This is a genomic window from Anaerocolumna sp. MB42-C2, assembly GCF_030913705.1.
Taxonomy (GTDB): domain Bacteria; phylum Bacillota; class Clostridia; order Lachnospirales; family Lachnospiraceae; genus Anaerocolumna.
The window spans coordinates 5480319-5506592 of record NZ_CP133190.1 but is presented as its reverse complement, the minus strand read 5'-3'; the positions used below and the strand labels follow the sequence as shown (position 1 = coordinate 5506592).

Genomic DNA, 26274 nt, shown 5'->3' with positions numbered 1-26274 from the left:
TTTGCATTTATTTTATGTAAAATTTTATTCTCAATGAAAAGGAGCCATTACACTCCAACCGGTAAGGCAGGTGTCACAGCTCCTTATCATTATTTGTTTATTTTATGGAAAACTTAATCCATACCGCTTTATCCATTGCAGTACCGTCATCAAAGTTTAACCCGTCAATAATTATGTAATAGGTATTTCCGGATTTATATTTATCCTGGGGTATCACTTTTATATAGCTGTCTTTAACCACAGAAGATACCGCTTTTATAATGTTACAGTACTGGTCAACTACCGTAACATATTTGTTTTTATAAGTTTTGATGTCTATCCTCTTATCTAATTTAATTGACCAGATTTTATCTGCCGGTACATTTTGGTAAGTATTTATTTTCGTACCACCAAGAAGTATATTACCAATGGTAAATTCATACTTTCGTGCTATTATTGGTAAACCGGATTCATACAGGACATTTTTCGTAATGTAAAATGTGTAAGTTTCCCCGGGGTTATAATAGTTTACCGGTATCACTTTTATACTGTTTCTCTCACACGCTATGGTCACATCTATCTTATTTCCCTTAGAATCCAATACATATACATTATCTTCCGAAACGGTCCCAGAATCCAGATTTTGGCCAAACCTTACATTCAGCTCTTTATCCGGCATCTGCTTATTTTTCAATACTTTTACAGTTCCGTCAAACGTAGTTTTTACCAGGGTAAAGGTACTGAATTTATCCACCCAGACGGATATTCCCGTCGGCTTTCCAGTTTTATCATATTGGATGGTTCCTTTTTTAAGTCTGATTTCCCCATCGCTGTGTTCCACAAGTACTGCCAGTGAAGATGTAAATTCTTTAAGCTGACTGCCTTCGGTTGGAAGATCACTGCTTTGTATCGGAAGTGTTATCTGTGTTTTTAGAGCATAATTGGTTTCGATTCGGATTGGAGAATGCAGCATCTTTTCCACTCCCATCTGTAAAGCTAAATCCTTCGTTTTTGCTATCTGTGACTCCTCTTTAACATCAGAAATCGTAAGAGATACATCCTGACCGGCAATCTCTGTCATTGTTTTTGCCGGAAGTACCATACCTGCCTGTTCCGTTAAAATAGTAAATGCAATATTATTCTGTCCGAACAGTGTCGCCGCTGCCTTAAGAATCTGTATCTGCGAACTGTCGGCTTTATCGGAAGACGTCCCGGTTAAATCGATGACCGCTATGGTACTCCTGGTTTCCAGCGCATTTTTTATGATTCCGGCAGCCTGTGTTTCTTTAAGCTGTACTATATCCTTTACCGTTCCGTCATTGGATGTTGTTCTGGATACCGGAATCCGTACAGCCGTTGACTGAGAAGTACCGTTGTCAGTTACGACGGGAATTTCCCATTCCCTCGTTGAGGGAACGGAACCCGAAGCTCCCGAGGAATGACCTGAGGAAGGGGAGGAAGGTTTAGTATCGACAATCCTGACAGACAGACTGCTGTCTTTCCCTGAACTGAATGTAAAGGTTAAGTAAGCCGTACCTTTTTTCAATCTATCCAAATATGTCGTATGAACCGTAACCGCACTGCCGCTTACTGTGTAATCATCCCTTTCCGCTAAAATATCCGTCCCGTTTTTTATATTGGTTAAAGTATTACCGTTTAGTGTCATGGTTACAACGACATCTTTATGATCCGAAGATTTTTTATATTTATTAAAAACTGCCGTAACCGGACTGATAACCGAATCCGCTTCTTCCTGTCTCGGTGTGGTATCTGTCACCAGAATTGTTAATGTTTTAGCAGTTCCGTCAGAAAATTGAAAAGATAATTCCGTGGTACCCGTTTTCAAAGTCTCTAAATATAGGGAATATATTGTGACCGCACTGCCGGTTACCGTATAATCGGATTCTGAGGACAAAGTATCCGACCCGTTATTAATGCCTGTTAAGGTACCACCTTCTGTAATCATTACTGTTTTGTCCCCATAGTTTATGGAACCCGTATATTTGTCGAAAACGACATGATCCGGTGTGATTGCCGGTTCCCCCGGTAAATTTAAAGCAATCAGTGCCGCTTTCTTCTCCTGTAAGACAGCCGTCATCTGTTCCACTTCTTCTTTCGTAGCCTGAACGGAATCCAGTATTTTCTTTGTTTGAACCATTGCTTCTTTAAAAGCGGTAAAGGAGGCAGCTTCATATTTGTCTTCCTGATTTAACAGGTCTGCATAAAAATTATATAAGAACTGTAATTCTGACTTGTCCACACTGTCGCTTTCCGCCTCTATCAAAGAAAACCAGTCAAGGTTCGCTACATATGGTTTGGAACCTGTTGTCGCAGCACGCATCACAAGGTATATATCATGCAAGCCGGTTACTTTACCTGCCAGTTCTTTCTCGGCGGTAACATAATGCGACCAGTCAGGATTCGTCGGTGCAATGGGAATCGTATCAATCAATTCTCCTCCCGGTGAATCCAGATGAAGTTCTATACGTGCATCTGCTCCGCACCTTCCCGTATTTCCTGCATAACGGATAGCAATTTTACCAAGTCCTTGCCCACCGAATAATACCTGATTATAGGAAATCCAAGCTCCGTCGTAGGTAGCGCCGATATTAGACAGACTTTCACCCTCATATGTCGTACTGGTTTCTGTTTTCAGATTTCCTGCCGACCAGGAAGAATAATTTTCCGCCTGATATATTCCATAAGTAGTGGCCGCATTAAATTTCATCCAGTCCAGATTTGCGGCAAATACCTGCCCAGTGCCGCTCCCAACCGCGCCGGTGCCCTTTAATACAAAATAAACATCCACGGTTCCGGTAAGTTTTTCAGGGTGATCCAGTTCTACCGTTTTCGAGGTATACGCATTCCAGCTGCTTCCACTGGGGCTTAAGGATACTGTCTGCAGCAGTTCCCCATCCGGGCTCCCTAAGTGAATTTCCATTGCGGAATCTGCGGCACAGCGGCTGCTGTTATTTACATAACGAACGGTAAAGGAAGCTATATTACCGGTTCCGAAGTTTAGTTTTTCAAACCCGATCCAGGCTCCGTCATAGGTTCCTCCCAGATTGCCCAGGGAAATCCCGCTGCTATCCTGGCTGGTTTCTGTTTTTAAATCATTTCCGCCCGACCATATGGTATATTGTTCAGCTTCCAGCTGTTTTAAGACACTCTGACTGTATACAAGGCCATCCAGGGCCCAAATGATTGTCTCATAGGCATCCCGGTATTCACTTTCCGCTGCTCCGCCCTGATCAAGAATCTCCTGACCGTTTTCCAAAGCCTCCTTCAAAGCAGAAAAGCTGTTGGCCGTAACATCGGATGGGTTGATTTGCCTGCCTTCCTCTATCATTTCCGCCAGGCGTTCCTCCCAGTTCGGAGCAAAATCGAGTATAAGAGATTTCATACCTCCATAATTGGAACCGTTTATTTCAGAAGCCGCCGCCCCTGAAAATGCTGAATCTTCAAAGGTGATCCCCAAATCATCCACATCGGCCTCATTTTCTTTTGCTTGTCCGGATATGGTAAGTTCAAGCTGTTTCTCTCCTGTTTTTACCGCACCGGCGGATAATCCGTCCGGAAGATTCGACAAATATAGTTTCCCATCCGCAATAAAATCTTCTCCGTCAGCACCATCAAATGTACCGTTTCCCGATAAACTAACGATAACAGTTCCTTCTAAGGTACCGTCATTGTCGGCAGATTCATACAAACGGTCCGTGTCAAAGGTAATGGTATCATCCCGAAACATGATTTTAATATTTGATTTTTCTTTCCGCTTACTTATAATGACTTTACTGAATAAGGAATCATCCAGGCTGACAGATAGATTTCCAATACTGTCATCCTTGTTATGATTGACCGCATTTCCCGAAAAACTTATCCGAATGCTTGTGTCATCCAGTTTTACAGCACTTGCCGTAAGCCCTTCCGGTACATTACTTACCGTCACTCTTCCTGAGGAGATTAAATCTTCATTCTCTTCTCCCACCATTACTGTATCCGTATTTTGCAAGGATATGGTAATGGTATCATCAACAGAGCCGTCATTCCGGTCAGACTCAAAAATCGTTGTTGCGGAATAACTGAGCATATCTTTGGTATCATAGACTTTCGTATCTGTAAGGTCGGAAGAAGATAACGCTGTTATCCCCTCCACTGCCCAGTCGGAAGACGAAGAACCCATCTGGAATTTCAAGGTACCACCCCGTATAATTTCCGAATAGTCGATCCAGGTCCGATCAAAGTTTTTTCCGTTTAAGGTAGCTGACTGAATGTAATAATTATCGGAAGATACGTTATCCGCTTCAATGACAAATTGTTTCCCGTTCCCGACGTCAATCGTTACTTTATCAAAAAAAGGCGTTCCAATCTGATAGGTTGTATCCCCCGGTGCCATCGGAAATAATCCCATGGCGGCAGCTACATACATGGAAGCCATTGTTCCGGCATCATCATCCATGGTCTCTAAAAATCCCTGAGGATCCAATTTATAAACATAGTCATAGACAGGTGGATTGTACTCCCCTGTCCCGCTGTAGCGGTTCCATGTCTTTCCCGTATAGATCTGCCTTACCCAGTACTGGGTATTATAGGGTTCCCCGACAAAATTGAATAAATATGGTGTGTGCAGGTCAATTTCATTGGAATTGGTATGTAACATTCGTCTTCCGTTGCCCGGATCCTGCATTCCGTACAGATAATGCAATTCCCGGGCCATTTTTTCCTTACTGCCGATTAAATCCAATAATCCGTTTACATCATTGGAATTCCACCAGGTATATTGCCATAGTGTTCCCTGATATAAACTGTTATCGCCGTAGGCTTCCGGATTGGCGCTCATAAAATTACCAGCCGCGTCTTTTGGCCATAATAACCCCATGTTAGTGTCTGTTCCATTAACGGAGGCCGTAACTGCATCCTCTTTATACAGATTCTTGTAAAAAAAGGAGCGTCCGAGATATTTATTAAAATCCTCTGCGTTGTCCAGATTTTTTGCCAATAGGGAAATCGCCCAGTCATCATAAGAGGCTTCCACGGTTCTGTCGACTCTGCCCTTAATATATCCCAATCTCTCAGCTGTACTGTCAACCGTACCGTCGGCTATATTTTTTGCCGTTTCATACGCACTTTCCAAATTGTCAATATCATCAAACCCTTTCGCCACTCCGTCGGCTAAAAGTGCGACAGCATGTTCGGTCCGGACTGTCGGGACCGTCTGGGTATCCAACCCCCATGTACCGATTCCGTATTCCATGGTATCGGCAATGGAACGGATATAATCTTTATACACTTCCGGAAGGACCAGACCGATAATGGGATATTTTCGGAAGTCATCCCATAAGGTCCAGGAATCATAATGGGTATAATCATCTGCTTTGTAAACCTTTAAGTCGGTTGCCCGGAAAGTATCGTCAGTACTTGTGGCATTCACCGGTGTAGTGAACATATGATACAAATGAGTATAAAATAATTTCTTAAGCTTTCCGTCCGGATCACTGACAGCAGAATTCTCTATTTTTACTTTTCCTAGTACATCATTCCAGGCTGCTTTGGCATTATTATAAACTGCGTCAAAATCCCAGTCTGACATTTCTTTATACATATCTTTTTTCGCCTGCACACTGCTGACCGGTGAGACACCGACCTTTATTTGAAGTGGCGTCGATGCCTTAGCATCAAAGGACAACACGGCCCCAATATCGTTTCCCTCCTGGCTTTGTACATCTGTCAGAGCAGAATTAAGCCAGGTTTTCACTTCTGCTGCCGGCTGGCTTGTCTCCATGTAGAAATACATAGTGTATTTACCATGTCCGGAGACGTTTCTTCCGCTGAATCTGCCTGAAACAGCAGTTATACCGCCTGACTGCTCCACATTAAGCACTGCATTCCTGATATCAGTTCCGTGATAGGTATAATTTAGGTCTACCACTAAAGAGACTCTCCCGTCCTTAGGAAAGGTATATTTATGATAACCTGTCCTCGTATTGGCAGTTAACTCTACCTTGATTTTACCAATGCCGGTATCATCTTTATAATTTGTACCCGTCCCGGTTTTTGGAGTAAGTTCTACCGAATAAATCCCTGGTGAGGCAGACTCATTATTATGACTGTAGCTTTGTGCCCTGGAAGCTGCCGTTGGTTTACTGTCATACTGGACATAGGTCGGGGTTAATAAAATGTCCCCGCCTGCTCCCTGTCCACCGACTCCTTCTATTCTGGTGTGGGAAAATCCTTCTATCTGGGTTTTGCTGTAATCATATCCTGCATGATCATCCGTATTATGAGGGTAAGTATCCGGACTTAGTTTTACAAGTCCATTGGGAGTGACTGCTCCGGGAAACAGTTGTCCAAAATCAACGTCCGTTCCGACAAAGGGGTCGGCGTAGGCCGTATAGTCTTCTTCATCGGAAGAATCTCCTGCTGCATACACTTTAGACGTTTCGTTTAACTGAAAGCTGCCCAAATTCACATTGGTTACCAGCATGATTGCCGCCACTACTCCAGCCAATATTCTAGCTTTCCTGTTTTTCATAATGCCTCCTTATTTTTCATATTGCCAATCTTATTGTGTTTTAATTACATAATTGGAATGCATTTCAAGTTTATAGAAATTCCCCCTCCCCTGCTATCACAATTCCGTAATTCTTTTGTCGTAAGGAGGTAAATTTCTTGTAAATGAAAAAATTATACCTACCTGCTTTCATGTTATATAATTTGAGAGGGCTTTTGTCGGGCGAATCATTATATATAATGTAAATTTATGATTCATAAGAAGAGTCTGGCTCGCCAGACTCTAGCGCTGACGCGCTGTCACTTTAGTGACAACTTCCAATAGCGCGTCATGCGCATCCCGCCGCTCGGGCTTTTATTTCATAGGGAAGTTCGGAGAACTTTCCTATGAAATAAAAATAAGCTCCCGAATTGAGATAGTAAGTAATATATCCCAAATTCAAGAGCCTAATAATAAACTTTCATATGATTTAAATAAATACCATCCTAAAAATACTTCTCCCAAGCCGGAAGTTTTCGCATTAATTCTTCTGCTGCCTTATGGGCAACAACACGATCCAGTCCCTGTGTTTTCATAATAAATTCTGACATACTACTCTTTTTTTCCTCAAAGGACTGCATAGAACCATCGGCATGGGCGCAATGAACGCAATAATCCTTTGATTCATCTTTAAGAGGATAATCCTCCGCATTTTTCAATGGCATACCGCAAGAAATACATACTTTCATTATTTTATCTCCAATACTTTCTTAATTATGAAACGCTTTTTAGTATTTAAGCATTAAAAAGTTACTCACTTCCTAATAAGATATTTATTAAACTGCTATCATAAAAGGTAATCCGTAATTCCAAGGCGATTACCAAATATGTCTTCGAACTCGACAGCATGTCCCGTACCAATCTTGTATGGCTCTCCTAAAAAAGTTACACCTTTTTCTTTAAGAGATTGATATTTATCTTCCACGCAATCTACCTCAAACCAAATAGCAGGTTTTGCATCTGGAAAATGATGTGTATCTTTCAATATAATTGCAGGTTCCTCATTACCTACCTGCACAGCAACCATACCTTTCTCTGAAAAGTCAAATTTCAAAGAAAGACCAAGAACTTTCTGATAAAAATCTTTTGCTTGTACCAGATTATTAACAGGTACAAAAAAGTTATCATATGTCTTCATCTTTATCTCCTTTCTTATAGCTCTCAATAATTTGTTTACAATCACATATCATCCTATTCAAAACCAAATCTCTTATTAGTATTCTATTCCAGCATCTTTATGAAATTATGAACCAGTTCCTCCTGATACCTGATAAGAACAGAACCCTCCGGTGCAAATAAATCCTGGTTGGAGAGATAATAATGCAAAAGGCTTATCCAGGAATTAAATATAAAATACATAGGAAGTTTTTTAATTTTTCCGTCTGTTTGATATTTTTCGATCACCTGGCTTAGGTGAAACGACACCGTCGATTGTATGGATACATACACATATTTCACCTGTTCCGGCAGCTGACTGCTTTCCGTTATCAGCCTTTTATAAAATTCCTCATGTTCACTCAATACATTAATATGAGCATTTAATACCTCTTCAAGACAGCTTCCATCTGCTGCTAACTCATGAAGACGCGTATTTATGTCCCTGCCAAACTGCTCTAAAAGACTTATTTTAAGCTCATCCACCGTTGGAAAATGTACAAATATACTACCATGTGCTATCTGTGCTTCCTTGGCAATCGTTTTAGTTGATGCCCCAAAGCCTTCTTGTGCATAAATCTGATAAGCTGCTTTTAATATCAATTTTCTGGTAGCTTCTTTTTGCATCTGCCTTTTATTCATTAATCACCTCCAAAATCTCTTTAACTCTCTGAGGATATTTCTTTGTTAAACGGGTTTTTAAGAGGTTCGCTTTTATTATTTTATTGATAGCCTTATCTTTATAATCTGCATAGTTTTTCAATAACTGAAACCCCTCCTCCGGTAATTCTGCAGCAAATACACTTAAGCAGTATTGAAGTCCTTTTGATAACACACTAAACTCCTCTGTTTTACGATTTTCATCGCCGGAGGATATTAGTTCTTTTAAGATAGCATCACTCATATTAAGACTGAACCGGACAATGTCTTTGTCTTTAAGTATGGGTGGATGTGCCAAAGCTGCAAGAAATGTCCGTTTTTCCAGGTAATTGGAATCCGTATACCATCTCGTGAAATAGAATCTGACAGGTTCAAAATCCATTTCTGCAATATACTGAAACCCCATTGCCACGGCCTCACGTATCCTCCATCTCTTATCGCTCATAGCTTTTTTTAATTGTTCCATGATTTTTAATTTGGTGTTATCCTCTGCATAATAATAATGTGCACCTAATGCCAGAATTGCACAAAAAGGAAGATATTCTATCGGGTCATTTACAGGAGCCGTTTCTTCCGATATGTTCGCCCATAGAAATAAATAGTCAATTAATTCCTGCCTGACTGAAGCAGTTTTAAAAAATCCGGCAAATTTGTCGGCAAGGGTAAGATTTCCTCTTGGACCCGGCAGATTAGAATTCATATAAAGATATTCTTCGATTTTTGCATAATTCTCCGGATTATTAAATATTGGGGTAATCTCTTTCATTATATCTGTACTTTCTTTCATAATAATACCACCCATTCATTTAATGAGTAATTACTCATTGACTTTGCACTCATTATAATGTCGATCTATTAATTTGTCAATTATAAATTTATTATTTAATTACGATGGATTCGAATGTCAAAAGATCAATTTGCTTTTTGAATGAATAATATCAGCGTATATATATTCATAAAATACAGGTTGATAACCTTTAGACACCCTAACCTTACAATACTCAATAAAAAAGGATATTGTAATTATCAGAATCGATAAGCTGCGAAACTTAAATACTCCATTTAAGTTTCGTACATCAAATCTTCAAATGTACAACATCCTTTTTCTTTATTTATTATAAAAATCGTTTCGGTGAAAAGCTTTTATTGCTAGTTTTTATGTGACTTTAATTTTTTTTCATAAAATGCCTGCATAATAGTAAAAACCAGAATGGAGGCAATCACTCCGATTGTCATTCCAATATTATATATCTGTATATTATGAAGTATTGCATAAAACACCATGGAAAGGATTGAAACTGCCGTTCCTGATATAAAGCCTAAATTTGCTGCTTTCGCAATAATAATTTTAAAAGTTTCACCCGATTTTACATAAAAGAACCTGAAGTAATAAGCGAATGCCCAGAAACCGAGGAAAACTTTATTTTCGGTAAAAATACCAAATAATCCAAATAAAGCAAGGAGACTTATATACCCTAATATATTCTCTTTATGTAATGGTTTCATACGTAATAATATTCTATTTTCTTTTATCATGTCTTTACTTAACTCGTGGCTTTTCTCTTTATTTTCTTTCATTGGCAGTTCTTCTATAAGATCATTACTCTTATTCCCGCTTATTTCATCTTCCTTTACACTTGTATCCAAAGCAGCTTTCTCATCCTGTATTATTTTCTCTTCCTGCACTGCTTTTTCTTCCTGTACTGCTTTCACTTCCTGTACTGCTTTTGTATCTTCTTTATCTTCCGGGTATTCCAATATTTTATCAATAATACTGTTGCTGGTATATTGGATGATATCAGGCTTTTCCTGTTCATCTACGGGATTAACCGAACTGATTATTTTTTGGTCCTCCGGTGTCTCCTGAATATTATCTATGGATGTATTACTGCTTTGATCGGTTTCACTATCTTTTATATCAGGTGTTAAATCCATATAAACATCTTTTTCAGGTTCTTCATTACCTACTGCTGCGACTACCTCTGCATTTATTTCATCCTCTATTTCATCCTCTTTCTCTTCATATCCGATACCGATAAGAGAAAGTTTACAATCTACTTCTTCGATAACACACTTTTCTTCTGGCAAGGTCTCTTTTGCATTAATATTTTCAACAGCTTTATCTTCATATTCCTGGCTGCCGATTTCATTGGTAATATTGTTTTTCCCGGCATCATTGAATGGATTTTTATTTAGAATTTCTTTACCGGAGATTTCTTGATTAATATTACTTTTACTTGTATTACCTTGACTTGTATAACTCTTGCTTGTATTACCCTTATTAATATTACTCTTATTGGCATTATCCTTATTTATATTATTCTTATTGGTATTACTTTTATTGGCATTACTCTTATTTGTTTTACTCTTATTGGTATTACCCTTATTTGTATTACTCTTATTGGCGTTACTCTTATTGGCATTACCCTTATTTATATTACTCTTATTGGTGTTACTCTTATTAATGCTTTTATGGGTATTGTTACTACTGGTATTAACTTGACTTGTTTTAGCATTGCCAATACTCATACCGCCTTTATTTGTATTACTATTACTCGTAGTATTTTTATCCGGAGCTCCTTTATTCTCTTTCTTTTGATTTGTATTACCTCCGTTTGCTCCCATTTTGGTCTGCCCGGCCCCTGGGCCGTTTTTTAAGTTCTTCTCTGTGCTTGTATGTTTCGTGTCATCGGCTTTTAATCTTTTCCTAACTGGCTTACTCTGTACTATATATTTGTATTCCATAGTTGCAAGGCAGGTAATAGAACTTGCGCAGTCTACTTCTTCAATAACACAACCACTATTATTTTCTGTGCCGGTATCCGATTTCTCATTTAATTTCAGTTCTGTTTTTAGCTTGTTCTGAAAGGCTTTCGGTTCATATGCTGATTTATCTATTCGAATACTATTTATTTTCACCAACCATCACCTCGTATCATAATTTTTTATAAATAATTTCAGATTTCATATCAGCAGGTATAGTTATACATTTATAATATATGCGGCAGTTTTAAAAAGTAGATTCATAATCAGTAGCAATTTAAACGTATTAACATAAAATAGAGGTATGATATGCTTATAACGAAAGGTCAGGTTATTATGTTACCTCCGCTTTTAAGTTATGTTACATTTAACCGCTTAGGTTTAACTGTTCAGAATTTAACTTCAATTCTAGAATCCAGTGATGATTTTGAAATGCACATTATCGATAATAATTCAACCGATGGTACATGGCAATATATCCAAAGTTTAAAAGACAGCCGTATTATGTCAAAAGCACGCATAACTCTTAATTATGGTCAAATTTATGCATTGAATATAAATCTCTTGAAAAGAAGACCGGATCAGTATTTTATAACGGTCGATAATGATGTTTATATTGAAACAAAAGATTGGATATCCCGTTTTCTTAAAGTGTTTGAAACTTTTCCTGAAGTGGGATTGCTTGGAGTACAACGGGGGCTGCCTTATACGGACCAGCTTCCTCCGGTTACCCCTAAAGTAAAAGACAGTGTCTTTTTTTTAGAGCTGGATAATACTACCCCTAACATAGAACAGAATTATATACCCGGCAGTTTAATGTGCTTAAGGCCTGAACTTATTAATGAAATTGGATATTGGTGTGAAGAAAATTATTATGGTGATATTGAATTATCCAATCGTGTCAATAATTATACTTCTTTCAAATCCGGATTTATGACAAATATAAGTATTAAAATGCCTCAAACAATGGAATGCAGCACATGCCCCTACAATTCTCAGTGCACCTTTAATAAAATTACGGAAACCTGTTTTTCTAATTACAATAAGCTGTATAAAAACGAAGAATTCAAAAGAAATTATAAGTGGAAATTTGAAGAAACCATAACAGATCTTAATAGCGGCGCCCGTCCGGTATACTGTGCTTCGGCAAATGATATTGCTTCCTCAATAGATCATATATATAACAGCGAATGGGCAATGGAAAATTTTAATTACTATATTAATAATGCAAATTAAATAATTTATATAAATTTAATTGCAGGCTCGTGGAGGTGTAATACAAGATGTTAGAACCTTTTGCAAAGCCTCTCTATATCACTCAGCCCTTACTGCCTGATATGGATGAAATGAATGAAATGCTTAAAGTAATATGGGCAAGCAAACAGTTAAGCAATAACGGAAATATGGTAAAACAGTTGGAAAAAGATTTATCAGCTTACTTAAACACTGATTTCCTATCCGTTTTTTCCAATGGGACAGTTGCATTACAATTAGCATGTAAAGTTTTAAGATTATCCGGTGAAGTAATCACCACTCCCTTCACTTTCGCAGCTACCGCCCATTCCCTGGCTTGGAACAATATAAAACCTGTTTTTTGTGATATTGAGGAAGATTCCTTTAATATGAATACTGATCGAATAGAATCATTAATAACACAAAACACTACTGCAATCATGCCTGTTCATGTTTTTGGTTACCCCTGTAATGTAGAAAAAATACAGCAAATTGCAGATAAATATGGTCTTAAAGTATTGTACGATGCGGCTCATGCATTCGGAGTTAAAGTGAATGGTAAGTCCATAGCGGACTTTGGCGACATATCCATGTTTAGTTTTCATGCAACAAAGATATACCATACCATTGAGGGCGGAGCTTTAACCTTTAAAGATCCGTATCAGAAAGAACGAGCAGATTCCTTAAGAAACTTTGGTATCCGGAACGGTGAAAATGTAATGGAACCCGGAACCAACGGAAAATTAAATGAAATCCAGGCTGCTGTGGGTATTTTACTGTTAAAGCAGGTAGAAAGCGAAATCGAAAGCAGAAAAGAAATAACAAATCTATACCGTCAGCTGTTAAAAGAGGTACCAGGAATCATAACCAGTAAAGATATCGATGGTGTTGATCATAACTATTCTTATTTCGTTATCCGGGTTGATAAAGCAGGATATGGTCTTTCCCGCGATGAACTTTATGATAAATTATTAGAATACAACGTAATTGCCAGAAAATATTTTTATCCTCTTTGCAGCAATTTTCAATGTTATAAAGATTTTCCTTCCTCTCAGAAAGAAAATCTTCCAATAGCAAATAAAATCTCAGATATGGTACTTTCCCTTCCATTACATGGCAGAATGCAAAAAAATGACGTAGAAAAAATCTGTGCGATCATAAAAGCTATTCAAAAAGGTTGATTTTATGAAAGACATTGTTATCATTGGTGCCGGCGGCTTAGGCAAAGAAGTCGCCCAGTTGATAAAAGAGATAAATAAAGATAAAAAAACATGGAACTTATTAGGATTTATAGATGAGACCGTTGAAAAACAGGGTTCCGTAATAAATGACACGCCGGTACTTGGAAGTTTTGACTGGTTACTAAAAAGCCGGAAAAACAAAATATGGACCGTATGTGCCCTTGGAAATCCGCGGGATAAATATAATATAATACAAAAAGCTTCTGCTTATCCTGTTAATTATGCCACATTAATACACCCTGATGCAAAAGTTAATAAATATAGTGAATTGGGATCTGGCTGCATCATTTGCTGCAACTCTTTTATATCCGTAAATACAAAGATAGGGAATCACGTTTGCATTAATCCAGGCTGTGGTATCGGTCATGATACTATCATAGAAGATTACACCTCTCTGTACTGGAATGTTACCTTATCCGGAAATGTATGTATTCACGAAGGTTGTGAAATAGGCTCAAAAGCAATCGTAATACAAAAAAAGACTGTTGGGAAATGGAGTATTATCGGCGCTGGTGCAGTTATCATAAGAGATCTGCCCGAAAACTGTACTGCCGTTGGAGTACCTGGGAGAACCATTTAAAGAACCGAAACCATAACCAGCTAATTAATGATAGAAAGGACTGCTGACATTGAAGCAAGCATTTGGCAATAATATCAACCGCTTTACCGATACGGTAAAAGATATAAAAGGAAAGTTATTCAGCAAAAGCAATGATTATGTAGAATGTTATGAGGCGGAGGAAAGCGAGAAAGTGAAAAAAACGGAAATCGTTAAAATACCTCCCTTTATAAACTATGTAACGTTTAACAGAATGGGACTTACAATTAAAAATCTGAATAATATCCTTGATTCTGAAGAAGATTTCGAATTACACATCATTGATTGTAATTCAAAAGATAATACCTGGGATTATATCCAGAGTTTAAATGACAAACGAATAAAGTCCAAGACGCGGTTTACCTTAAATCTTGGTCCCATATACCCCTTAAATTACAGTCTTACCAAGAGAAAACCTGGGCAGTTTTTTATTACTGTAGACAGTGACACCTTTATTAAAACTAAAAACTGGATAGCCAAATTTATGGAGGTTTTTGATGCTTTTCCGGAAGTTGGTATGCTTGGTGTTATGAGAGATAAACCATATCCAAGATATCTGCCTCCTGTTATTGCCAGAGAAAATGGAGCTGTTAATTATCTGGAATTAAGAAATGCTACGGTAGGAGTAGACCTTGATTTCGTACCCGGACAATTACAATGCCTAAGGCCGGAATTAATTGAAGAAATAGGATATTGGAGTGAAGAAAACGGTTACGGTGATGCGGAGTTATCTCCCAGAATTGTTCATTACACTAAATATAAAGTTGGATATCTGACTAATGTCGAGATTGATATGAACCAATATATCGGCTGTAACCAGTGCCTGGCCAGAGATTTCTGTAAACTCAGCAAAAGTGTACGTACCTGCTTTTCCCTCAGCAAAACTGCCAATTACAATGAATCCTTTGTAAGAAAACACGGATGGAAATACAAGGAAACCTTTAAAGAGCTGGAAGCGGGAAAGAGGACTGCCTATTGTGCTTCTGTTCATGATCCTGAATCAATGAAAAATCATTATTATAATCAAATATGGGCTTCCGAAAATTTTGATTATTATATCAGGAATTCCAATCCGAAGTAACGGCAAAAACTGTGAAACGTTAAATTATGTTAAAAGGGGTTGCTTATATTTGATAAAGGCAAAACAACTTTCTCTTGAATCGTGTAGTATTTATTCCAAGAGAAAGTTGTTTTTATTATGTGGTTTTTTGTATTTTTTTGTAACAACGGCTCTTAGAGCCACATACTATATAATTATACCAGACACCAATACTGAACACTAACTTTTAGCTTACCGGAATGAAATGGAGGTTTATTATGACACCACCTTTAATCAGTTATTCCACTTTTCATAGAATGGGCTTAACCTTCAGAAACTTAAATTCATTATTAAAAACTACGGACGATTTTGAGCTTCATATTATTGATAGCAACTCACAAGATGATACCTGGGAGTATATTCAAAGTTTAAATGACAGCCGTATTAAATCGAGAACTCGATTTCCTATAAATCTCGGGCCTATTTACCCTATTAATCTGAATCTGACCAGGAGAAGGCCTGACCAGTATTTTATCGTATTGGAAAGTGATGTTTACTTATACGCTTCTGACTGGATCAGCCGGTTTATGAAGGTTTTTGAAACTTTTCCAGAAGTAGGGCTCCTTGGAGTTCCAAGACCTATACCTCTCCCAGGTTATGAACCGGAGGTTGTTACCATAGAGAAAGATGGTGTAAGTTATAATCAGTTAAAACATTACGAAGTAGGAAGTATACGTGATTTCGTACCCGGACATTGTCAATGTCTAAGACCTGAACTGATCGATACCATAGGATACTGGTGTGAAGAAAATTGCTATGGTGATGCTGAAATTTCAATTAGAATTAATAAATATACGTCCTTTAAAGCAGGACTTACAACCAATATTCCTATTGATCTGACCCAGACCATACCTTGTGAGAATTGCGAGGGAATTCATTTATGTAAACTGAATAGAGACGTTAACACCTGTTTTGATCTCCGTAATAACAAACACAAAAATCTGGATTTTTCTACAATTAACCGTTGGAAATATTTTGAATATTTTGATGAACTAAACCAGGGCAAAAGGAGCGTTTATTGCGCATCCCTCCTTGATCCCATGTCTTATTCCACTCATTTGTATCATATAGACTGGGCTTTAGAAAATTTCAATTACTATGCAGAAAATGCGAATTAACAAAATAAAAAACCTATAAAAAGAAGCAACAAGGGCTCAGCCCTTACTTATCGAATAAATAAGAATGGAGGTATAAGACTTAATGAGCGGTAATTTAACAATACTTGACGACTATTTCCCAAATTTGACTACAGGTTTTCGTGTATCTGAGTTTAATTATTATCTGGAGAGGTTTCCTGCCAGTGAAATAATCTCCACTAATTATGATATGCATTATGCTAAGTATGTAGCTGCTTATCCGCAGTTTGCGAACAGGGTTAAACCTGTAACCCAATACGACTGGACGGGTGCATCTACCTCATTATTTTATACTGTATTTTTAAATAATGCATATGCATTTTACTTTATGTTTGATATGTTTCAAAAACCATTTATTTTTGAATTGTATCCTGGCGGAGCCTTCTGGTTCAATGACCCGGAAGTTGACGCAAAATTAATAAAAGTCCTGCAATCACCATTATTAAAAAAAGTAATAATAACCCAGAAAGCAACTTATGATTTTATTTTAAACAGAGGGTTTGTAACACCGGATAAAATTGCTTATATTTATGGTCTGGTTACCCATCCCCAGTATTTTTTGTCTACACCGCCAAAAAGACATTATGGTACGGAAAAAGCAACCTTTGATATCTGTTTCGTGTCTCATAAATATATGGCTCAGGGCGTTGATAAAGGCTATCCCCTTTTCATAAACGCCTGTAAACAGCTGGCGGCGGTAGCCCCGAATATTATGTTCCATGTAGTGGGGAATTACGACCGTACGGATCTGGATATTACCGGTTTAGAAAACAGAATTACGTTCTACGGCTTACAAGATCATAATTTCTTCCCGAGTTTTTACTCAGGAATGGATATTATCGTGTCACCAAATGCTGCTTTTGTCCTGATACCGGGCAAAAACTTTGACGGTTTTCCTACTGGCTGTTGTATCGATGCCGGTTTAAATGGTGTTGGTGTATTTTGTACTGATCCGTTAAACCAGAATGCCCATTTTGAGCATAGAAAAGACTTGTTCATTATTAACCTTGACCCGAATGCTATTACAGCAAATATTCTGGAATATTACTATGATCCACAGAAATTATATCAGTTATCAGCAAATGGCCAGGCTAAATTCAAAGAGGTATTTGACTTTAATAAACAGATGGGGCAAAGAGCTGCTATATTACAGCAATTCCTGTAAAATTAAATCTCATTTCTTAGCTTTCAGGTGTGAAACCACCTGAAAGCATCAAAAAAATCCTTTTTCTTTTCATCTCTATTCTTTTTACCCATAAAATAAGCATACCTGAACATTTTTACCTACTGTCGAATATATTATAATGGTAATATACTATTTACATTAAGTAGATTACCCTAAATTGTCCCAGAAAGGAGTTGACTACTTTGACGACCCAAACCTTTCTTTCTACTGGTACCACTTTTGTATCAAGTGCTTTAGCAGAATATAATCTGTCTGCAAGTGCTGTTATTGCAGTCGGCACTCATTCAGTTTATCAGAACAGTATAAGCTTTATTAAATTTGATTTATCCTCTTTACCCTCTGCACCTGTAACCAGTGCCACACTTCGCTTATTCGTTTTCACAAAAGACGGTGCAACACCCAGCCCAATTGTGGTAAATCGAGTAACCTCTAATTACGATATAAATACTGTAACGTATAATACCCAGCCTTCCTATGAACCGACTGGGATTACGACAGAAATATCATCTGACGAACAGTTGAAATATATTGAAATTTCTGTTACTTCTCTGGTAAATCAATGGCTTACCGGAGCAGCCCCGAATTATGGTTTAGCATTAACTAATCCTGATGGAATAACATCCGTACTTTTTGGCGGGAAACTAAGCGGCGCTGATTTTGAACCACAGCTGGTTGTGACCTATGGCCAAAAAGAGCCTGGTGAATTGACAGGAATCCAGGCACAGTTGCAGCAAAGCCCAGGTGTCATACTTGCTAATGAAGCTAATGTAATATTTGATACTACTATAACCGATCAGTCTGAAAGTATTTCTTACAATCTTCAGACCGGAGAATTTACCATTTCAGAACCCGGCAATTATTATATAAGCTGGTGGGTTACAACAGATGGTTCGGCTGGCCCATCTAATATGGTATTCGCTTTACTTGCGAACGGCAACACGATTGCTTTGGGTAATTCACCGAATGTTACCGGACAGGTGGATGGCGACGGATTTTTTACCGTTGCCGATGAACCCGTTACCATTACACTGGTAAATCAATCCGGTGCAAGCATACTATATGCTAATATACCAGTACAGGCAAATATATCAATCATAACAGTTATTAGCGATTCTGATTAACTATTATTAATAAATAAAGAAATGAAAATGTTCAATGTCTTTTAATTAAGACATAGGAACAGATGCTTCTTACAGAGCAGAGTATATAGAACAAGTATACCCTGCTCTGTTTTTTATTTTTGCGGAACATATTATGACGTACTTATTAGAAAGAATGGCTTATAAACATAGTTGTTCGTAAAGTCTAACACTATACTACTACACTATTATTTTATTCCTTATTAAGAAGGAAATATAAGGCCCCATAAAGATTTGCGTCAAGAGCCAACTCGCCTTTTTTTACCTGTATCTGAAAATCACTGGCATCCACATTAGCCAACTTAAGCAATCTGGCAACTTCTTGACCTTGCATAATCTTTTGAGGTAACTCAAGTAATTTTTTGTTGACGTTCTCTATTATAATGCCCTGGGCGGATAGTCCGCCGGTAATAACGATACTGTCCAAATCCAGAAGCATGGCAGAGTTATAGACAATTCCGGCAATGCTCTGGCAATACTGATTAAGCATTCCAATAGCAATCGGGTCGCCTTCCTCTATAAAATCGAAGAATCTCTGTCCTGTCATCTCTTCCACAGGTATCTGTTTTATGGCAGAAAGCTTGTATAGGAGCAGTGCAAAAGCGGTTGTAATTCCTGCCATATCATATTTGTCTCTGCCATAGGTATTTATCATACCAAACACCATGGCTGCATTTAACTTAGAGCCTTGATAGAGTTTCCCGTTAAGAATAAGACCACTTCCCATACCGCTTCCAAGGACTATTACCAGAAGATTTTTAGTTCCTTTTCCCGCACCTTTCCACCATTCTCCAAGGGCTGCTGAGAACCCATCATTTAATACGGTTACAGAAAGTCCGGTTCTTAACTCCATCTCTTTCTTCAGATTGATTCCCTGAAGCAGCTTCATAATATAAGCCCTATAGGTGTCTCCATCGGTACACATCCTGCCATTAGTACTGATTGCAATCTCATCAGCCTGATGACTATATTTCGTTACGATACCCACCATATTATCAAAGTATTCGTCCACAGAACTATATACGGTAGGCACCTTTTCTCTTTCAAGGATTTTACCATCTGTACTCATTAATGCGAATTTTGTATTTGTTGCCCCAATATCCAAAACCAGTTTATTCATGTCTGCACCTCATCTCACCTTATAATTCTTCCCCATTGCTGGCAATCACATTTCTGAACCATTCAAAGCTTTTCTTTTTATAACGGGCAAGATCTAAAAGATCCGTATCGGTACGATTGACATAGATAAAACCATATCTCTTCTTCATCTCTCCTTGGGAACTTAAAATATCAATGGGGCCCCAGGTCAGGAATCCCATTAGGTCGACGCCATCCTCAGAAACAGCCAGCTTAAGCTGATTCAAATGATTTTTGAAATACTCAATACGATAATCATCCTCTACCGTTTGTTTCTCATTCAGTTCCTCATTCACACCGATACCGCATTCTATGGTAAAAACCGGAAGCTGGTAACGATCGTATATTTCCTTCACTGTCAGACGTATACCAACGGGATCTATGGTCCAACCCCATTCTGTCTGTTCCAGATATTTGTTTTTTATTGGGTTCATAATCAATTTCATTATGATTGATATTCCCGCATTTTCATCTCCGGCCTTTACCGGTGCGGACATGTAATAGCTGTGGGCGAGAAAATCCATTTTACCAAGTCTTATATATTCCATATCCCCTGACTCAAACGAAGGTGTTATTCCGGTTGTTTTCCATTCATGAAGTAAGTCCGCAGGGTATTCGCCTTTTGCTAATACATCAAGCGTCTGATAGTTGTACCCTCTGTTTGCTTTTTGAGCAGCAAATACATCCTCCGGTCTGCAACTGGCAGGATAAAAGGGTGTGAAATTGACCATCCCGCCTACTTTGGCATGGGGGGCATATTTGCGCAGGATATGGCTGATTGAAGCGGAAGCTAAAAACATATGATGCATATTAACCGCAATGATGCGTTTCTTATCAAGCTCCGGTGTATCTTCCGGCAGGTTCATAGCAGAAATTAGAGGAGCTGCATTCTGCTCATTGAACGGAATATAGTACTTTACCCTGGTTCCAAATCGTCTTATTACTATTTCAGAATATTTCTTGAATGCATCAACGGTTTTCCTTCCCGTCCAGCCTCCGTATTTCTTCATTAATGCAGCTGGCATATCAAAATGATAGAGGCATACCACCGGTTCAATATTATATTTTAAAAGCTCATTAATTACTTGATCATAAAAGTCTAATCCCTCTTCGTTAATCTCACCTTCTCCATCTGGAAGTATTCGCGCCCAGCTTAGTGAGAAACGATAAGCATTAAAACCCATCTTTGCAAACAAAGCTATATCCTCTTTATAACGGTGATAAAAATCAATGGCTACTTTCCAGTCTGACCCTGATTTAGTCTTTTCCTGAAGATCATAAACCGTGAGTCCTTTTCCGCCTATATTCCAGGCACCCTCGGTCTGCATGCTTGATACAGAACCACCCCACATAAAATCTTTTACTAATACACCCATACAAAACACTCCTTCTGATTATGATTTAGATATGTCAATGTCCCTTAGCTATTTTAATCAGACCAACACTGACTATTCTATTGTAATTGTAGCGGTTCTTTGCTATGATAGTTGTAATATTTTTAGATTATTGTAATTATTTTGAGGTGGTTTATGAGTAGAAGAGAAACAGAAAAAGCAGTGAAACAAATACTGATGTCCAGTTACGGACATTATTCCAGATCTTATGAGCACAAAATCATCACGGAATTTTTACAAGGGAACGATGTCCCGTTACATGATTTGACAATGCATGAATTTCCCCTGGCATCACAGCCTCTGAGGTCAGCAAAAAACAGCATGATATGTATGGTTGCAGTAATTTGCCGTTACGCTGCCGATCTAGGTGCAGATGATGAGCGCTGCTATGCGCTTAGCGATTATTATATAAATAAAATTGAGACAGGCGTAGATATTAATAACTGGCATGATTTTCAGAATGAGATTTTGAATCATTATACTGAATTGGTACATATCGGAAGAGAAGAAACACATACATTGCCGGTCCGAAGAGCGATTCGTTATATTAATCAGCACCTTTATGAACCCTGCAGTCTTAGGGATGTTGCAGCCGCCATAAAATTAACCCCCAGCTACCTGTCAGCTTTATTCAAATCAGAAACAGGAATATCCCTTACCCACTATGTAAGGGATAAAAAAATCAGAGAAGCAAGGAGCATGCTTCACGAAGATAGCTATTCCATATCCGAGGTAGCAGATATGCTGGGATTTGGCAGTGTCTCCTATTTCTCCAAGGTGTTTCGTATTGTCAATTCCTGTTCACCCCAGGAATTTGTTCGTGGATGCAAATAAAGAATATGATATCTTAACCCATTTCTTCTACTTTTTTAAGAACACAAACCTTATAAATCAGATTCCTTATTTCTAGTTCTAACAGCTGAACTATTCGCAATATACCAATATAAGAAACATCTGCTGAATCGTTGTCTTCCGGCTTCTGAAATTAAGCATTTATATAACGATCATTTTAATTACATTAGAAACTTACACTTTTATAACTTATTTTATTATTTTTTATTATTTGCTTTTTTATTATTTTCATCATTTATTAATAATATTAATTATTTTAATGTCAAAATTAATATTATTAATTTTTTAATTAAAAATATTAATTTAATCATTGACAATTTTAATCTTTTGGAGTATATTAATACCAACAAAATATATTAGGAGGCCAAAGTAATGAAATATAAAGCTCCAGGAAAATGTCCGGTATGCGGCGAGAAACTGACAATTACAAAACTGGGCTGTCCCAGGTGTTCCACAGCCATCGAAGGCGACTTTCAACCTTGTGAATTCTGCCGACTTCCGGAAGATGATCTTGAGTTTGTTAAAGTCTTTATCCGATGCCGGGGTAATATTAAAGATGTAGAAAAAGAACTTGGCATCTCATATCCTACCGTACGCGGCAAATTAGATGCGGTTATCAGAGGACTTGGATTTGAAGTACCTGGGAAAGATACTGCGAAAGAAAATGATGATAAAGCAGCACTGCGGAATGAAATCCTGGATCAGTTATCAAAAGGTGAGATTACACCAAAAGAAGCTACAGAAAAAATTAAAAATTTATAGGAGAGGTATGGTATTATTTATGAATGAACAACTTAGAATATTAGAAATGATTGAAAAGGGTCAGATTACAGCCACGGAGGGGTTGGAATTATTAGACGCACTTAATGCAAATAAAGAAGCGGAAATACCCGCGGTTATGGTACCAAGTGTAAAAAGAAGCTATAAATATTTAAAAATAAAAGTTACTTCCGATAATCATACGGTCAATGTCAACGTCAATGTACCTCTTCGCCTGTTGACTACAATCGGCGAAATTGCAGATAAAATGACCGCCATGGTACCTGCTGACGCACGTAAGGAAATGGCCGCCAAAGGTGTAGATATTACCAGTATGGATTTTGCACATATCATTGAGGAAATTATTAACGGCACTTTGGACGATCCCAATATAGTTGATGTGGAAGCATGGGATGAAACACATAAAGCAATGGTGAAGGTTAATATCTATGTGGAATAGAAATCTCCGGATTATATGGTTTAAACTACAGATGGATAAAAATCCATATATTGCGTTTTCATTTCCCATTCCATTATTTATGTTCACTGAGATATTGGATTGTACCTTTGATTTGTTGGCTGTTATATGCCTTTTTGTATCCAAGTCACTTATAAGTTCCAGCTCGGTTTCCGTATATACAATAAAAAATCTTGTGGAAATGATAATCATATTGCTGGATTCCCTAGTTGATGGTGAACCTTACGATCTTGTCGACGTCACGGCTGATCGTATGAGGGTATCCATTAAAATCAGATAAAGACTATTCCGCAGGAGGTTATTATGTCAAAACTTTTTTTTAAATATTTATCAATTATATTAACCATATATTTATTATCAACCGTAATAGATAGTATATATATCGGTGATATTTCCTCGTTACTGATTATGGGATTAGTCTTATTAGTCATTAATTTAATAGTTAAACCGGTACTGCTGTTAATTACCCTGCCGTTCAGCATCCTGACCCTTGGTTTATTCACTTTTATTGTAAATGCATGGACTATAATGATAGCTGACCATTTTATATCAGATGTAAATATGAACGGATTTTTAAATTCTTTACTGGCAGCATTTATTATTACAATCCTGTATCACCTGTTCCGGGATATGAACAAAGCCTAATCCATTTTTTGACTATTTACACCCTTTAACTAATATCCCAAATCCTCATTTACTAGGATAACCTTTATCCGATCTTTTATAAACTGACCGGTAATTAAGACAAAGTCATTACAGATACGCTGCTTATGCCCGCAATCAATACATCTGTTCAAAGTAACACATGGAGTTTCCTTGCCCAGCCTTTTTGCGTCAAACGGAGCAGCTATCTGCCTTGTTCTTTTTATAGCAGAATCCACATCTTCTGCCAGCTTGTTAATACCAACAATTACAATCACCTGTTCCGGTCCGTATAACATTGGCGCTACACGGCTTCCATTACCGTCAATATTAAAGATTTTACCGTCAGCAGTAATTGCATTGGTACCTGTCATAAAGGTATCTGCAGTAAAGTTTTTCAGATAAATCTGCCGCTTCTCTTCCGAAGTTAAAGCAGGTACAAATTTATCATAAAAAATATAATTTTCTCTTCGAAGAAAATCATATACTCCTAATTCCTCTAATGTAACAGAATCTCCGCATCCTACAGTCGATCTTTCCGGAATCAATTTTGTAAGCAGCACAAAAAGTTCTTTTGCGCTGTTTACAAAATATCCTGCCATATTATTTTTATTTAAATTGGAGATTACTTTTTCTATTTTAACTTCCATCACTACCACTCACTTCATTTTATTTAAATCAGGAATTGCGTAACCTAAAATATACTAATAATATACTGCAATTTAGTTTCACAATTATCTTTATCTGGAATTATAACCGCTGCTTTCTTTGATTTGATACAGATGTTCCATATGTAAGAATTCTTTTAATAAAAATAAGTTAACTTTATCATGATTCAGAAATAATTTAGTATCCCTGCCGTTTTGTAATACATCAGAACATTCTCCGCATATATCCATACCGATAATTCTCTGATTATATAACACAATTCTTAATAAGTTTGACAAAGTTTCTAACGATACATTTCCCTGATCCCAATTCGTCTTTACTGTCTCCGGACTTAATATATCTTTATCAATAGAAATGTATATAGCTTCTTTTTTATGTAGATTTTTAAACCACTTCAATGTCTTTTTATTCTCTAATTCTCTTTCAGAAAACCATACCGCTTTATCTTTATATAGATTAAGTACTGAAAAGATATATTTCTCGTCTATCCCCAATAAATAAACTTTATTTAAACAGGGATGGTTCATAATATCCTTAACCCATGATCCGCAGGACAGTACATTGCCAAATGCAGGCGGCTGCATATCCGTATGATGATCAAATAACATAAGTGAAAATGGTTCAGTAATCTTATCTACCCATAGTTTACTTACATAATGATAATTACCGGAATCAATAAAATGGATTCCATAAGGTGAATACGGATTCATTAACTTTCTTAGTTCATTTTCTGCTATCTCGTCACAGTAACAATTCGTTCCAGATATATTCTTACAATCTATCCACTGAAACTCTTGATCTTTATAAAAATTCTCTTTCTCATATACATTTGAAAAATTCATAACTATGATAGGATTTTTCATAATAAACACCCCCTGGAAATAACTATTAAAGGTCAGTTATAAACCGGTCAGTCTAGTTTTGAAGTTCCTGCATAATTTCTTATATCAAACATTATAAAACATTTATTGCCTGAAATTCAATATTTATACTAAAATATACAGCTATTTAATATTATTTACGTTACTATTCACAGGTAACAAACGCGACGTGTTTTTTGTGAATGCATTGTCACAAAAAAACCGGAGAATTGCAGCGCCAAAACGCTGCTCTTGCGTTTTGTGTGCATCGCGAAGCGTGTTATTGTTCACAACACTGCTGTTTTTTGCAGGGGTGTGAACAGTAACTTATTTACCTATTTCCGGCTATTTCAGAAAGGTTATAAATACTACTAATTAAAATAATTCCGATTTTTTATGACAATAAAATATATTAATCCCGGAACATAAATCATTAGCATGATACAAATATCATTTATCATCTTCTGTATTTCACTCTCTTTTGGTACTCCAATAAAAATTTCAACAACGGCCAGAACAAGAGATAATATTATTCCTTTTCTTGCAATTTCTTTTTTGAATAAAAGGCCAATGCATGATACTATTAAAAAAATTCCGTTAATTCTGATAAATAAGTTATCAAAAGCATAGAATCTAATGTCAGAGGATGCACCTCCAAACAAAAACCCCAATCCAATAGTTATATAAAATATACTTAATATAATAATGGTTATTCTATCTTTCTTCTTTTGAATCAAACTCTGC

23 protein-coding genes are annotated in these 26274 nt (G+C 37.3%); 12 read left to right on the top strand and 11 right to left on the bottom strand.

The annotated features are described in order from the left end of the window. Window positions 1-97: 97 nt before the first annotated feature. From RBU59_RS24295 to RBU59_RS24270, 6 genes are all read right to left on the bottom strand, one after another. The gene (locus tag RBU59_RS24295) at window positions 98-6511 is read right to left on the bottom strand and encodes a GH92 family glycosyl hydrolase (protein ID WP_308145057.1); all 6414 of its coding nucleotides are present in this window, start codon (window positions 6509-6511) and stop codon (window positions 98-100) included. Window positions 6512-6975: 464 nt separating this feature from the next. Beyond that, window positions 6976-7218 carry a zinc ribbon domain-containing protein gene (locus tag RBU59_RS24290; protein WP_308145056.1) on the bottom strand — a complete coding sequence of 81 codons (243 nt, stop codon included), beginning with the start codon at window positions 7216-7218 and terminating at the stop codon, window positions 6976-6978. A 98-nt stretch (window positions 7219-7316) separates the two neighbouring features. Continuing rightward, entirely contained in the window at window positions 7317-7667 is a 351-nt protein-coding gene (locus RBU59_RS24285) for a VOC family protein (protein ID WP_308145055.1), read from the bottom strand. Between the two features lie 83 nt (window positions 7668-7750). After that, window positions 7751-8326 (bottom strand): TetR/AcrR family transcriptional regulator, encoded by a 576-nt coding sequence (locus RBU59_RS24280; protein WP_308145054.1) that lies wholly within the window; start codon window positions 8324-8326, stop codon window positions 7751-7753. Continuing rightward, window positions 8319-9131, bottom strand: coding sequence for a hypothetical protein (locus tag RBU59_RS24275; RefSeq protein WP_308145053.1), 813 nt, complete (start codon window positions 9129-9131; stop codon window positions 8319-8321). Before RBU59_RS24275 ends, RBU59_RS24280 begins: the two co-directional genes overlap by 8 nt. Before the next feature lie 362 nt (window positions 9132-9493). Continuing rightward, window positions 9494-11263 (bottom strand): hypothetical protein, encoded by a 1770-nt coding sequence (locus RBU59_RS24270; RefSeq protein ID WP_308145052.1) that lies wholly within the window; start codon window positions 11261-11263, stop codon window positions 9494-9496. 153 nt (window positions 11264-11416) lie between these two features. Between RBU59_RS24270 and RBU59_RS24265 the strand changes: the two genes are divergently transcribed. The 7 genes from RBU59_RS24265 to RBU59_RS24235 all read left to right on the top strand — a co-directional run bounded on the left by RBU59_RS24265 (window position 11417) and on the right by RBU59_RS24235 (window position 18721). Continuing rightward, window positions 11417-12343, top strand: a complete 927-nt coding sequence (locus RBU59_RS24265; RefSeq protein ID WP_330698396.1) for a glycosyltransferase — start codon at window positions 11417-11419, stop codon at window positions 12341-12343. A gap of 47 nt (window positions 12344-12390) precedes the next feature. Then, window positions 12391-13521 (top strand): DegT/DnrJ/EryC1/StrS family aminotransferase, encoded by a 1131-nt coding sequence (locus tag RBU59_RS24260; protein WP_308145051.1) that lies wholly within the window; start codon window positions 12391-12393, stop codon window positions 13519-13521. A 4-nt stretch (window positions 13522-13525) separates the two neighbouring features. Next, on the top strand, window positions 13526-14161 hold the full coding sequence (locus RBU59_RS24255; RefSeq protein WP_308145050.1) for an acetyltransferase: 636 nt from the start codon (window positions 13526-13528) through the stop codon (window positions 14159-14161). Between the two features lie 49 nt (window positions 14162-14210). After that, entirely contained in the window at window positions 14211-15260 is a 1050-nt protein-coding gene (locus RBU59_RS24250) for a glycosyltransferase (RefSeq protein ID WP_308145049.1), read from the top strand. 236 nt (window positions 15261-15496) lie between these two features. Continuing rightward, on the top strand, window positions 15497-16396 hold the full coding sequence (locus RBU59_RS24245) for a glycosyltransferase family A protein (RefSeq protein ID WP_308145048.1): 900 nt from the start codon (window positions 15497-15499) through the stop codon (window positions 16394-16396). A gap of 82 nt (window positions 16397-16478) precedes the next feature. Next, window positions 16479-17579 carry an LPS biosynthesis protein RfbU gene (locus tag RBU59_RS24240; protein WP_308145047.1) on the top strand — a complete coding sequence of 367 codons (1101 nt, stop codon included), beginning with the start codon at window positions 16479-16481 and terminating at the stop codon, window positions 17577-17579. 203 nt (window positions 17580-17782) lie between these two features. Then, window positions 17783-18721: a DNRLRE domain-containing protein gene (locus RBU59_RS24235; protein WP_308145046.1), complete on the top strand. Its 939-nt coding sequence runs from the start codon at window positions 17783-17785 to the stop codon at window positions 18719-18721. A 211-nt stretch (window positions 18722-18932) separates the two neighbouring features. Here RBU59_RS24235 and RBU59_RS24230 read toward each other — a convergent pair whose 3' ends face one another. Continuing rightward, window positions 18933-19859: an ROK family protein gene (locus RBU59_RS24230; protein ID WP_308145045.1), complete on the bottom strand. Its 927-nt coding sequence runs from the start codon at window positions 19857-19859 to the stop codon at window positions 18933-18935. 19 nt (window positions 19860-19878) lie between these two features. Then, window positions 19879-21252, bottom strand: coding sequence for a glycoside hydrolase family 1 protein (locus RBU59_RS24225; protein ID WP_308145044.1), 1374 nt, complete (start codon window positions 21250-21252; stop codon window positions 19879-19881). Between the two features lie 153 nt (window positions 21253-21405). On the opposite strand from RBU59_RS24225, the gene RBU59_RS24220 reads away from it, so the two are divergent. From RBU59_RS24220 to RBU59_RS24200, 5 genes are all read left to right on the top strand, one after another. Beyond that, window positions 21406-22104 (top strand): helix-turn-helix domain-containing protein, encoded by a 699-nt coding sequence (locus RBU59_RS24220; RefSeq protein WP_308145043.1) that lies wholly within the window; start codon window positions 21406-21408, stop codon window positions 22102-22104. Between the two features lie 390 nt (window positions 22105-22494). Continuing rightward, window positions 22495-22884 carry a DUF2089 domain-containing protein gene (locus RBU59_RS24215; protein ID WP_308145042.1) on the top strand — a complete coding sequence of 130 codons (390 nt, stop codon included), beginning with the start codon at window positions 22495-22497 and terminating at the stop codon, window positions 22882-22884. Window positions 22885-22891: 7 nt separating this feature from the next. Further along, window positions 22892-23341, top strand: coding sequence for an SHOCT-like domain-containing protein (locus RBU59_RS24210; RefSeq protein ID WP_308145041.1), 450 nt, complete (start codon window positions 22892-22894; stop codon window positions 23339-23341). After that, window positions 23331-23639, top strand: a complete 309-nt coding sequence (locus tag RBU59_RS24205; RefSeq protein WP_308145040.1) for a hypothetical protein — start codon at window positions 23331-23333, stop codon at window positions 23637-23639. Before RBU59_RS24210 ends, RBU59_RS24205 begins: the two co-directional genes overlap by 11 nt. Window positions 23640-23662: 23 nt before the next feature. Further along, window positions 23663-24004: a phage holin family protein gene (locus RBU59_RS24200; protein ID WP_308145039.1), complete on the top strand. Its 342-nt coding sequence runs from the start codon at window positions 23663-23665 to the stop codon at window positions 24002-24004. A 29-nt stretch (window positions 24005-24033) separates the two neighbouring features. On the opposite strand, the gene RBU59_RS24195 is transcribed toward RBU59_RS24200, so the two are convergent. The 3 genes from RBU59_RS24195 to RBU59_RS24185 all read right to left on the bottom strand — a co-directional run bounded on the left by RBU59_RS24195 (window position 24034) and on the right by RBU59_RS24185 (window position 26267). Further along, a complete protein-coding gene (locus tag RBU59_RS24195) occupies window positions 24034-24651 on the bottom strand; it encodes a lactate utilization protein (RefSeq protein WP_308145038.1) in 618 nt (205 codons plus the stop codon). Window positions 24652-24741: 90 nt separating this feature from the next. Next, complete coding sequence (locus tag RBU59_RS24190) at window positions 24742-25533, bottom strand: arginase family protein (RefSeq protein WP_308145037.1); 792 nt, start codon at window positions 25531-25533, stop codon at window positions 24742-24744. Between the two features lie 368 nt (window positions 25534-25901). Then, window positions 25902-26267: a hypothetical protein gene (locus RBU59_RS24185; protein WP_308145036.1), complete on the bottom strand. Its 366-nt coding sequence runs from the start codon at window positions 26265-26267 to the stop codon at window positions 25902-25904. Window positions 26268-26274 lie beyond the last annotated feature (7 nt).